Source organism: Veillonella sp. CHU732, from assembly GCF_003992085.1.
In the GTDB taxonomy this organism is placed as follows: Bacteria; Bacillota; Negativicutes; order Veillonellales; family Veillonellaceae; genus F0422.
On record NZ_RQVC01000013.1, the window covers coordinates 1 to 12,720 of the forward strand.

A 12,720-nucleotide genomic window follows, 5' to 3' on the forward strand; every position below is an offset into this window, starting at 1 on the left:
ATGCTTATTTTTTTGCAAAAAAATAATGTTGGAAGTGACACCGTAGTGGTGTCACCCCAACATTTATTATAGAGCCAAAAAACTGCTACAATTTGTAATTTCTTACAAACTGTAGCAGTTTTTAATTATTTACTATATTCCGCAACGTATTGGGAACCTGCTTGTACGTAGTGTTCCATTGTATTTGCCACATGGTGTAAATCTTGACCAGTCAAAGCATTGATGTCTTGACCGCCCGTTGCACTATTGATAATTTGTGAAATTTCGTAACCACTATATCCTAGCACAGACAAGCGGTTGGATAAACTTTTAATTAAGCTCATTGCTAACCTCCATTTGTGTAGTAATTATTTGAATTCATTTCCAAAATTGGATCCTTCTGTGGTCGGGTTGAACCACCATAGCGACTAGACCGTCATAAGAGCGTATACAGTAAGCATCTATTCGCATACAAGTCTTACGTAGCATCAGCCTATATTGCTATTCTATGTAATATTATAACGATAATTTTCGATATTGTCAAGTAAGTTCTATAGAATCAAAAAAAATCGACCCCACAAGGAGTCGATTTTCCATACTAACTTGTAATCAAAAGCGCTTAGCTAATTAAACTCAGTAGTATTAAGAACGTACAACTATTTTTTATTTTTAGTTGCTAATGTAGCTAACATAGCTTCCTCAGTACGACGTCGTACTGCATCTACTAATGGTTTGACTTCTAAAAATTCAGCATCAGTCAAACGGAAAGTACGTCCTTTACGTTCAAATAAGGATTTTTTGCGACCTGCACCAGCCCGCTTGCCGCCCCAATTATTACCTTTCATGATAATGCCTCCCTCACAATAAGTAAAAATAAAGACGATTCACATTAAATACTAATTATACTGCTCTAAACCTAGTATATACTTTTATTTTCATAATTTCAAGATGAAAAGACATATATAATGAATTTATTTGATTGAATTCGCATAACAATCCAAAAGTAATTCACTAGTTGATCAAAACTACCCTTATATACACGATATATGCATAATAAAAACCAAAATAGAACAAGTGCTCTATTTTGGTTTTCTCACTCTGTTAACGGGGACGCCCTTTTTTAGGATTATATAGATTCATACCCTTATCGATACCTACTTCTACACAACCTAATACGGCTTTCACCATAGCCTTAATTCCCTTTTGCACAGTATCCTGTTGGTCTTCTGGGAATCGCGACAATACATGGTCCACCACGGTCCACTCTGGCAAAGGACGACCTATACCAAAGCGAAAATGGGGAAACCCATCTGTTCCTAAATGGCTAATCATAGATTTGATACCATTATGCCCACCGGCACTACCATTTGGTCGAATCCGTAATTTACCTACCGGCAAATCCATGTCGTCATAAATAACATATACATCCTCAGGTGTGAGTTTATAATATCGCATCAAGGGACCTACAGACTCACCGCTGAGGTTCATAAAGGTTTGTGGCTTCACCAACAACACTTTTTCACCCTCTATGGTACATGAGCAAATTTCTGCTTTATAATCTTCTCTCCATGGTGTATGGCTCACACCATCCGCAATAGCATCTACCACCATGAATCCGATATTATGGCGAGTTCCCTCGTAGTCTCTGCCTGGATTTCCTAGTCCGACGATTAATTTCATCTTATTTATCGAATAAAGAGCTTACAGACTCTTCTTGAAAGATACGTAAAATCGCTTCTCCCAATAATGGAGCTACGGACAAGACTGTAATATTTGGCAAGTGACGTTCTTCAGGAATATCGATTGTATTTGTTACAATTAACTCTTTAATATTGGAGTTTGCAATACGTTCACAAGCTGGATCTGTTAGCACTGCATGTGTTACACAAGCCGTTACAGATTTTGCGCCAAATTCTTGCAATGCTTTTGCACCTTCCACAAGAGATCCAGCAGTATCTACAATATCATCGATGATGATACAATTTTTACCTTGTACATCACCAATTAAGTTCATTACTTTCGCAACGCCTGGTTGTGGACGTTTTTTCTCGATAATCGCAATTGGTGCACCAATGCGGTCCGCTAAATCACGGGCACGTGTTACGCCACCAAGGTCTGGAGATACAACGATGACATCTTCCATTTTCTTTTCATTAATATAGTTTGCAATGATAGACGCACCCATTAAATGGTCTACTGGCACATCAAAGAAACCTTGAATCTGACCTGCATGAAGGTCTACTGTTACAAGGCGAGTAACACCAGCAGTTTGTAATAAGTCTGCCATTAATTTTGCTGTAATTGGTTCTCTACCACGAGTTTTTCTATCTTGGCGAGCATATCCATAATATGGTACAACGGCTGTGATATGACGAGCGGATGCACGTTTTAATGCATCTGCCATGATGAACAATTCCACTACATTATCATTTACTGGATAGCTAGTAGGTTGCACGATAAATACGTCTTTACCACGTACACTTTCATCAATCATGACTTGTACTTCCCCATTGTTGAAGCGTCCCACAAATGCTTCGCCTAATGGGAGGTCCAAATAATCACAGATTTCTTTGGCTAATGCTGGATTTGCATTACCTGTAAAAACTTTGAGTCGTTTACCATCTTCTAATGCCATGTCATTACTCCTCTAAAACAATTGACTTACAATTTGATGCACAAAGGCTCTCTATATATTGTACTTCATTTTCTCAATTTTGTGTAAACAATTTTATGAAATTTCCATACATTTTTATTTTTTGAAAGTATCCTCTGTTACCCAGTTCTCTTTTACCACTTGGCGAGCCCGTCCAAATGCCAACCCACGGCTTGGTACATCCTTCGTTATGGTAGAGCCAGCTGCTACGTAACTTTCACTACCAATCGTCACAGGCGCTACTAAGTTGGAATTGCAACCTACAAACACGCCATCTTCAATTGTGGTACGATGTTTCTTCTTACCATCGTAGTTGACAGTAATAGTACCACAACCGATATTCACCTTGGCCCCTACATCGCTGTCGCCAATATAGGACAAGTGCGGAAGTTTTGTACCTGTACCAACCACGCTATTTTTCACTTCTACGAAGTTGCCGATTTTCACCTTATCAGAAAGTACTGTATCTGGGCGCAAATGAACAAATGGTCCAATCACTGTATCATTCTTGATTTCACAATCATGGGCGTAAGAATCATGGATGTGGTTATTATCGCCTACTATTACATTGGACAACCGTGTGTTAGGTCCCAAAATATTATTCGTACCTACTACTGTGTTACCTTCTAATGTCGTATTGGGGTAAATGATTGTATCGGGTCCCACCACTACTTCTGGGGCAATGTATGTGCTATGTGGATCCACCAAGGTAACACCAGCTTCCATTAACGCCAAGTTTGTGCGATTCCGCAAAATCAATTCTGCTTGTGCTAATTGTAAACGGCTATTGACCCCTAGGGATTCGTCGCTGTCCATGGTCATATAAGCGCTCACCGTTTTACCTGCTTTTACAAGGATGCTCACCACGTCTGTAATGTATAGCTCACCTTGTGCATTGTCATCTGACAATTGTTCTAAGCAAGGCCATAATTCTTTAGAGTCGAAAATGTACATGCCTGTGTTCACTTCATGCACTTTTAATTCATCGAGTTTGCCATCTTTTTCTTCCACGATGCGTTGTACGGACTTGGATTCATTACGAATGATACGGCCGTACCCATATGGATTGTCCATGTATGCCGTTAATACTGTGGCTGCCGCCCCTGTTTCTTTGTGGTGCGCCAACAATTGTTCCAATGTTTCTTGCGTTACTAATGGAGTATCGCCGCACAACAACAAGATGAGACCTTCATGGTTGCCCAATACGGATTCTGCTTGTTGTACCGCATGACCTGTGCCTTTTTGCTCTAATTGTGTGACGTATTCCGCACGATCACCTAAATAGGCTTTCACATCATCGCCACCAAAACCAACGATGACCACATTGCGCTTAGCCCCAACAGATTGAGCCGCTTCTAAGACACGTTCCACCATCGCTTTACCAGCTACCTTGTGCAATACTTTCGGAAGTTTAGATTTCATGCGTGTCCCTTTACCGGCCGCTAAAATCAAACCTACTAATTCATTCATATGCATCCACCTTTATTGTTATTGAATAAATAATTATATATAAATTAGCATACCATATTGTGGGAGATTTTTCGACTGTTATTTATAGTATGTATCTCCTAACATAAGTTTATGATACACACTAGGATACTATACTTTGGTATCTCCCTATACGATTAGCTGCCCTTGTTATCTTACGATGGAGTGTCTAATAACCATTCTAATACATTTCTCTGTTGAATCCCATTATAACTAGCATTCTTATTAATCACATCGAAGGTTAATAGGAACTTAGGATAATGATCTTGTATTTGTTCTAACGGCTTTAACTCTCGTTCTAACGTATAGGGATCTAATACACTTTGACTTACTTGGTAATATTCGATGGTACCATGTTTTTGGACAATAAAATCTATCTCACCTTTTTGTAGATGACCTACATAGACCTTGTACCCTCTACGTATGAGTTCTAAAAATACGATATTTTCTAATATATGTCCTGTATCCTCGCCACGATTGGGTAACAAGAATTGTTTTAACGCTACATCCGCTGCATAATATTTTGCATTCAGCTGTAATACTTCTTTTCCTCGTACATCATATCTATTGACTTGATACATTAACAACGCATCTTGTAACGATGATATATATCGCTCAATAGTCCGACCATCCACTTTTCGGCCTGCACTAATGAGCGAATTTTTAATCTTTGCTGGATTGCTCAGACTCCCAATATTGGCAAACAAATATCTAGCTACACTCTCCAATAATTGTGGATCTCCAATTTTACTGCGAGTAATGATATCTTTCAATACAATAGTGTTAAATATACCCTGTAAATAATCTAGTATCATTGGCAGATTATCCCCTAATGTTAACGTGCCTGGGAAGGAACTATATTGAATATATTTTTGATACGATTCCTCTAATGATGGGTGCTCATCATTTCCATGGGCTTCACAAAATTCTTTAAATGAAAGAGATAACATATCTAGCTGCACATAGCGTCCCGACAATAACGTAGCCATTTCAGAAGACATAAAATATGCATTAGATCCAGTGATGTATACCTTCACCTTATCTTTTATATATAAACTATCCACCACTTTTTCAAAATTAGGCACATGCTGTATTTCATCAAGAAAGATGTACATCTCTTGATTGGGAATGAGTCGTTCTAAAATATATTGATACAACGTCCGATACTCTTGTAAATATTCATACTCTAAATCTTCAAAGTTAATACTTACAATCTGATCCGGCTGAACACCTTGAGCTAACAACTCTTCCTTATATAATTGAAAGAGCGTTGACTTACCACAACGACGGATACCAGATACAACAATAATCGCATCCGTGTACCAGTGATTGCGCAGAAAGTCTAAATACTGTTTTCGTTCAATTAACTTCATGTGTTTCCTCCTTTATATTATGGATTTTATTGCAAATCCAGATCAATTCTTATTATTTTATGGAATCTATAACATATTATACCCTATACTTCATTATTTTATGGATTAGAATGTAACTTTTTATTTATTTTAACATTTTTATGGAGTCTGCGACAAATTTTATCTATATATAGCAAAAGGAAAGTTGAAATCATTCAACTTTCCTTCAAGATAATAGATGCATATTAATCTATAACTAGTAATATATCTCTTCACCTTAGAAATATCGTAACCGCTTCACTAATTAAGTTCTTTTAACTTTTCTTCCCACTTTCTTGCTTCTTCCATATTAACCGATACACCAATACCCTCTTTATAGCACCGTATAGTATTTTCTATCCCTCTTTTATAATTCTTCTCAGCAGACATAAGATAGTATTTAAAAGCTTTTTCCAAGTCCACAGGCCCTCCCTGTCCTTTCTCATATAAATATGCTAAATTAGACATTGCTGGGCTTTCACCTAATTTTGCCGCCTTTAAATAATATTCTCTCGCTAGAGATTGATTTTTCTCTACTCCAGTCCCCGTATCATAACACCATCCATACATATTAAATGACCAAGGATTATTCTGTTCCATAGCTTTATGAATATATTCAAGACCTTTAGCTATATTCTTCTCAATAATTTCTCCGTTAATATATGCGCGACCTAACGCTGTTAAACAGCTCCCATGCTGTAAACGTGCTCCTCGCTCATACATCGCAACTCCAGCTGCATTATCAACACTAACCCCATCTCCATTTATATAGTGGTTACCAACACGATACATAGCCTTAGAAGAGCCTAAATCAGCGGCTTTTTTATAGTATTCAAATGCTGTTTCAGCAGGTGTAGCTGTAGTAACAAATTTACCATACTGATAATACCAACCTAAAGCGTTTATACAATCAGCATTATTACTCTCAGCCCCTTCGGAAAATAAGTCAAATCCTCTTTTTTTATCTACTAATGTTCCGATTCCCTCGTCATAACATCTTGCATAATTCAATATTCCACTACAATACCCTACTTCATATGATTTTTGGTAATAATTAAACGCTTTTATGTTATCATTACCTTCATAGTATGATCCCAACGCATTTAAACATAGTCCAATTCCTGCATCCGCGCCTTCCTTTATCAGATCTAACCCTAATTTTCTATCTTCATTACCATGATACCCATAATATAGGAGTATACCGTAGATAGCCATTGCATGAATATCGCCCAACATACTTGCTTTCTTATACCACTCTACAGAAAATTGTTTATGATCTGCATACCAATAATCTCTAAAAGAAACTTTAAAATTGAAATTATATAATTTATTTTCTTCTAAGTTGGGAGCTTCAATCATATTGTAATATACATCACACACATCCATCCAACCATTGCACTTTGCTTTTTGGGAAAGTTCATATAATCTCATTGTATCCTTGTTTACAATTGATTTAATATAGATTTCCCTATGTTTTACTTTCGTAATAATTTGACTATATCTTTCTTCATTAATACAAAGGATATGCATTAATGATACTAAGTTATTCTCATCATTTATATCTAACTTTTCGACTTCCTCTGCAATGGAACCATATCCTCTTACTTGTAGCCAATTCAATATCTTACCAGAATAAAAATGCGATACAATTAACTCAATATCTCCATATTCTTGCAACTCTTCAATCGTATTTATCTCCCTATCACGAGATAGTATTAGTTTAGCTTTTATTTTTCTCTTCATATGACTTTACCATCCATAAAATTAACTATTATGAATCCTATATAGCTCAGCAGTCACCTCTTTAGCTACTTCACTAGCCTTCTTAATAACTCGATCATATTCTTCCTTATCACTTATTTTCCTATTAATTCGCATTATATCGTCTGCTACCTCCTCATCCTTATAGCCTTCTTCAAGAGCTCTTTGATAATATTCTTTTGCCTTATAATAATCTTTATCTACTCCATTTCCTACCTCATAGCATAAACCAAGTCTATAAAGTGCACATAGATTATTTTCCTCTATACCAGTTTCCAAGGATTTTTCATACCATTTAACTGCCTCTTTGTAATTTATTTCAGTTCCAATCCCAGAATTATAGAAATCTGCAACATATCGTCTAGCTAGCACTATTTTTTCATCATAATAGTTTTTTTCTCCTATTTTTTTCATTAATGAAAGGCATTTTTCATGATTTTGAACAACCAGATTACCTTCATAATACATATTGGCTAATTCAAATTGCGCCGTTGTATATTCCGATTCTGAAGATCGTATTATAAACTCAATTCCTTTTTCTATGTTTTTTTCAAATCCACCAATACCATATGCTAAGCAAATACCATAACTAAAATATGCTGTTCTACTACCAACTTCAACCGCATCAGTAATTAACTGCCGGCCTTTCTGTAGTTGAATATTTTCATTTATATAGCAAACACCTAAAGAATTTGCAACGCAGGACGCTCCAGCTTTTAAAGCCTTCTCATATATTTCTATCGCCTTCATTACATCCTTTTTTACCCCAGTTCCTGTTGCATATAAATCTCCTACTTGAATTAATGCTTCCAAACTCCCGAGATTACAAGCATCATTAAATAGTTCAAAAGCTCTCTTTTCATTAGTAGTTACTTCTATTCCACATAAGTAACAATACCCCAGTATTAGTTTAGCCTTAGAATCTCCAAATTCAGATGCTTTAATGTACCATTCTATAGGGAAATTATGTTTTACGCTCCATACCTTATAAAAGTCTACATTGAGTTGCAAAAAATCATAAGTATATACATACCGTTCTTCCATAGTAGGGTTATTTAGCATTAATTGATAAGTATTGTAAAGTTCTGTCTCACCCTCAAGAAAAGCTTTCTCCAAAAGCTCCGCGATTCTTGCATCTTCACGGTTTTGAACATTCTTCTTATATTCTTTCAATGCTACTAGCTTATCTTGTTCTTTTTTTATTGTATCAATATCACAAACTATATCAGCACGTTGTAAACCCAGAATCGTAACTAATTTTTCTAAAAAATCTACATCATCAATATCAATATTAGATAATAACTCAAGTTCTTCTATATATTTACGATCTTCAAGCCATCTCATCAACTTTTGGGTATAAAATGACTCTACCACGCATTTTAAATCCCCATATGTTCTCAGCTCTTCTAGTGTTGTGATACTTTTCCCTTCTGTATTTTTTAATGTAAATCTGATTTTTCTACCCATATGTTTAATCCTTATATTTAAAACCAATTAAACGGATTTAATGCTTTTGCAATGGACTTTACACCACTCCATACTGCTTTTGCCACAGATGCAATAGCACTACAAGTAGCCTTTGCTGCCTTCACAGCTACCTTTCTAACTGTAGTAACTCCTTTATGGACTATTTTTCCTACGGTGGAGCCAGCCATAGCTCCTACAATACCACCAATGAGTGTTCCAATTCCCGGTACTATAGAGCCTATGGTTGCACCAATTTCCGCACCTGTGGCCCAACCTAAGAACCCACCAACTCCAGAGTATGTATTTGACTCCATTTTATGTATGGCTTGCATTGCAGTAATATCACCATTCCCTAGTTCATACATAACTTTTGTGTTATCTACTAAAATAGAGCTAACAACTCCTAAGACACCCGTCGATGATCCCACTAAGTTTGGCAATACGCCTTTTTCTGTACCCACTTTTAACGCTGCTGTTAATGCAGTTTTCGCCCCTGTGTCAGCACCTGTTTTAATAGCAGTTTCCATGACTTTGTCGGCTTCTATATCATTTCCATTGACAAGGTCCCCTAAGACTTGCATACCTGCTCCCATCGCTCCACCTGCGGCAGATGCTAATCCAATTTGCATGCCCATGTATTTTGTTAACTCTTTAGCATCATAATCATTCCAAGTTCGTTCTTCAATCCCTTTTCCTGATTGAGCCAGTTCTTGTTTTCGCTTTACTTCTGCTTTACTCAGAGCACTCCCTTTTACTCCATCTGCAGTTTCTATGTACTCTGTAACAGTCTTTTTACCTAATTTGTTTTTAACTTCAAGCCCTTGACCTTTGGGCACTAAAATCCTTTGATTCCTGTAATCTTTATCTAGCACCATATCCGCTGTGGCAGTAGAATCTTTACCGAATTTAGCTTGATACCGCTGCACACCTTTTTGACCTGTACTCATACTATCTACAGAAATATCTACAGAGTTTTTACCATATGTTTGCCCTACCTCAGGCTGCAATACTCTAGCTCGATAGGCTCCATCTTGTAAGGCAGCATTTGTATTATAGGAATTAACCAATTCTGTTTCTGCAATAAACCCATCTAAATTAGGATTCTGATTAATAGAACCACTCTGCGTCAAAATCGTTTTCATGCTTTCTTGATTTGCTTGATCTAGAGTTCTATCTATTTCACTTAAATACGAAACAAACTGTTCTTTCCCCATTTGTGCCGATACCGAATCAAACTGTGTTTGCAGCCATCCTTGCCTACTTACACCTTTACTTTCACTTTCTTCCAAGCTTACCTTTGCGGTTTGATAGCGTTCCAGTCCTGTAACTGCTAATTCAGCTTGAGTATCAGCCTCTTCTTGCGTTAATTCTGGCATTTCATTTCTATAAAATTCAGATAACCAGCGTTTCGACTCCTCTTTTGTTTGCGGTGCCTCTTGCTCCCATGATTCTGTAGCTCGCTTTAATATGCTTTGAAAGCCACTTACATTAACATCTGTTGCTTTCATAATTCCCCCTTATGTAGCACTTTTGAATTTTTTCTCTTTGTAAATTTTCACCATTGCTTCTATTTGTTCTTTCATAATTTCTTTCAATGGATATGACTTGCTAATAGCTGTTTCAATATCTTCCGTTGTAATGCTACTACGATTATTTGTAAAAGCGGTTTCAACGGCCTCCTTGACAACACCTTCAATATCTGCGCCACTATATCCTTCCGTTTGTTTCGCTAATTTATCTAGTTGAATGGAGGCACTATCCTTTGGTCTTCTTGAGTTAATATGAATTTCAAAAATTTTAGTTCGTTCTTCTTGATTTGGTAAATCAACAAAGAAGATCTCATCCATTCTTCCTTTTCGAATCAATTCAGGTGGTAATTTATCAATTTTATTAGCAGTCATCACTACAAATACTTGACTTTTCTTTTCTTGCAACCACGTTAAAAAAGAGCCTAATAAACGATTGGTAATATCTGCATTGCCACCTTCTCCGCCAACGCCTGATAAAGCTTTTTCTATTTCATCAATCCATAACACACAAGGTGCAATACTCTCTGAAAGAGCAATTGCTTTTCTCATATTTTCTTCTGATTCACCAACGTATTTTCCCATAATACGGCCCATATCTAACCGTAATAAAGGCGCTTTAAACAAATGAGCTATCGCTTTGGCACTCAGTGATTTACCACAACCCGGTACACCAGCGATTAATACCCCTTTGGGAATATCTACACCAAATTCTTTTGCCGCTTCTATATTATTAAAAATCTTTTCTTTCTTTGTAATCCATTCTTTCAGACTATTTAAGCCACCAATATCACGAATAGATTCTTTTAACGGTACCATTTCTAATACGCTTGTGCGCTGTACAATTTGTCGTTTATGCTCAAGAATTAAATCGATATCTGATTCTGTCAGTTCACCATCATTCGCATAAGCTAACGCTAAAATATTAATAATATCATATTCACAAAGCCCTTTAAACGCATTGGATAATATATACTGCAACTGTTTATCCGCTACAATCTCATAATCTGTACAAAATTGCTCTATTATCTTAGCAATTTCTTCATGCGTTAACGGAGCTTCTTCTACAATACTAACATATAGCTCTAACTCATCAGGAATCTTAATGTTTTGTCCTACTATAACGATTGTACAATCTTCAATTTCTCCATCAGTAATCATTTGTGCCAATTGTTTCAAATAACCAATTACTCTTGGATTATCAATAAACGATGCACTATCTTTAATAATTAATAACGAATTTCTCAGTTCTAATGAGGCATCTTCATATAATATACTTAACATACCATCTAATGTGTAATCATCCAAGTCAGGAATAGTAGTATCCTTACATTCACTAGTACTCCACTCTATGATACGTCTTGAAGGTACCAATTCTTTTAAAAGTTCAACTGCCTTCGCCTCTTCTATTACTTTATACAAAATAATAGGAAATGCTGCGTCAAAATAACGATTTATTTTTTCTTTTACCTTAGACATACTAACTCCAATCTTCCTATTTTCTCATAAATCACAAAACTATGCCGGATCTGATACATATCCTTACAAAAAGTATAAAAACATTTCTTCTATGTAGTCAATACTTATTTTCAAAACTAACTACATTCATCCATATTAATTAAATACTGATTTCTATTTAGCCTGCTATGCCATTACAACTATTACTTTTTATCTAATTTATTCAAATTATGCTTGATATTCTCCAGTGCCTGTTCCATATCGTATTCTTTCACGAATTCAAGTTCTGTTTCTTCCGGGTCAAAGGATGTTAGTTTGCCACCTTTTGTATTGAACAGTCCTTTAATTCTAATAGAACTATTTGGTGGAATTAAAGTGTATCTAATATCTTCTACTTTATGTGCTGCATCTACTCGTCCATGAGCTTTCACTTTGATAGCCACAAAATAATCCGATGTATTTTGCACGGTTTGCTCCCAAGTTCCATCTGTTTTGGCGCCACCTTTTAATAAGTCTATATCAAATCGTCCTGGACCAAATATAAAGTTAGTTTTTGTCATATCTAATAATGATTTTTCAGTACTAGGGTTCGTATTATTCACAGACATAATCACCCAAGGTGTAATCGGTGCCAACCTAGCTGCATTAGCTTCGGTGTATCCAAAAATAGCCGTATAATGATGGAGATAAAATAAAGCCCCTACAAATACAATGAAAGGGATGAAAAATTCATTTAATCTTTGGAACAAGGTTTGATCTGGTCTTCCAAAGAAAAATTCGTGAATAAACTGTTTTAAATCTTTCTTTATTTCTTGTCCTTCTTCGCTGGCATCAAACTCTTTCTTTAAATTTTTTGCTACCTCTTTAGCTTCTTTTAAGTCATTTAATAGTCCCATGTCATACTCCTTTTCATAAATTACTTTTACATAGAAAACAATAACTACTCTTCTATCATATCATCCACGATAGACACATACTGTCTATGTAAATACTTATT

Annotated in this window: 11 protein-coding genes; all 11 read right to left on the reverse strand. The window is 36.1% G+C overall.

The features are described from left to right. Nucleotides 1-125: 125 nt before the first annotated feature. Complete coding sequence (locus tag EO121_RS06575; RefSeq protein ID WP_127160766.1) at nucleotides 126-323, reverse strand: hypothetical protein; 198 nt, start codon at nucleotides 321-323, stop codon at nucleotides 126-128. 312 nt (nucleotides 324-635) lie between these two features. After that, the gene (locus EO121_RS06580; protein WP_126939527.1) at nucleotides 636-824 is read right to left on the reverse strand and encodes a hypothetical protein; all 189 of its coding nucleotides are present in this window, start codon (nucleotides 822-824) and stop codon (nucleotides 636-638) included. Between the two features lie 256 nt (nucleotides 825-1,080). Beyond that, entirely contained in the window at nucleotides 1,081-1,659 is a 579-nt protein-coding gene (gene pth, locus EO121_RS06585; RefSeq protein WP_127147151.1) for an aminoacyl-tRNA hydrolase, read from the reverse strand. A 1-nt stretch (nucleotide 1,660) separates the two neighbouring features. Beyond that, complete coding sequence (locus tag EO121_RS06590) at nucleotides 1,661-2,614, reverse strand: ribose-phosphate pyrophosphokinase (RefSeq protein ID WP_127166904.1); 954 nt, start codon at nucleotides 2,612-2,614, stop codon at nucleotides 1,661-1,663. A gap of 114 nt (nucleotides 2,615-2,728) precedes the next feature. After that, the gene (glmU, locus tag EO121_RS06595; RefSeq protein WP_127166906.1) at nucleotides 2,729-4,102 is read right to left on the reverse strand and encodes a bifunctional UDP-N-acetylglucosamine diphosphorylase/glucosamine-1-phosphate N-acetyltransferase GlmU; all 1,374 of its coding nucleotides are present in this window, start codon (nucleotides 4,100-4,102) and stop codon (nucleotides 2,729-2,731) included. A gap of 173 nt (nucleotides 4,103-4,275) precedes the next feature. Continuing rightward, nucleotides 4,276-5,493, reverse strand: coding sequence for an ATP-binding protein (locus tag EO121_RS06600; RefSeq protein ID WP_127166907.1), 1,218 nt, complete (start codon nucleotides 5,491-5,493; stop codon nucleotides 4,276-4,278). 279 nt (nucleotides 5,494-5,772) lie between these two features. Continuing rightward, the gene (locus tag EO121_RS06605) at nucleotides 5,773-7,254 is read right to left on the reverse strand and encodes a tetratricopeptide repeat protein (protein ID WP_127166909.1); all 1,482 of its coding nucleotides are present in this window, start codon (nucleotides 7,252-7,254) and stop codon (nucleotides 5,773-5,775) included. 21 nt (nucleotides 7,255-7,275) lie between these two features. Then, a complete protein-coding gene (locus EO121_RS06610; protein WP_127166910.1) occupies nucleotides 7,276-8,739 on the reverse strand; it encodes a tetratricopeptide repeat protein in 1,464 nt (487 codons plus the stop codon). Between the two features lie 17 nt (nucleotides 8,740-8,756). Then, entirely contained in the window at nucleotides 8,757-10,247 is a 1,491-nt protein-coding gene (locus tag EO121_RS06615) for a hypothetical protein (protein WP_127166912.1), read from the reverse strand. Nucleotides 10,248-10,256: 9 nt separating this feature from the next. Next, complete coding sequence (locus EO121_RS06620; protein ID WP_164725882.1) at nucleotides 10,257-11,687, reverse strand: AAA family ATPase; 1,431 nt, start codon at nucleotides 11,685-11,687, stop codon at nucleotides 10,257-10,259. Nucleotides 11,688-11,926: 239 nt separating this feature from the next. Beyond that, a complete protein-coding gene (locus EO121_RS06625) occupies nucleotides 11,927-12,619 on the reverse strand; it encodes a hypothetical protein (RefSeq protein ID WP_127166916.1) in 693 nt (230 codons plus the stop codon). Between the last annotated feature and the right edge of the window lie 101 nt (nucleotides 12,620-12,720).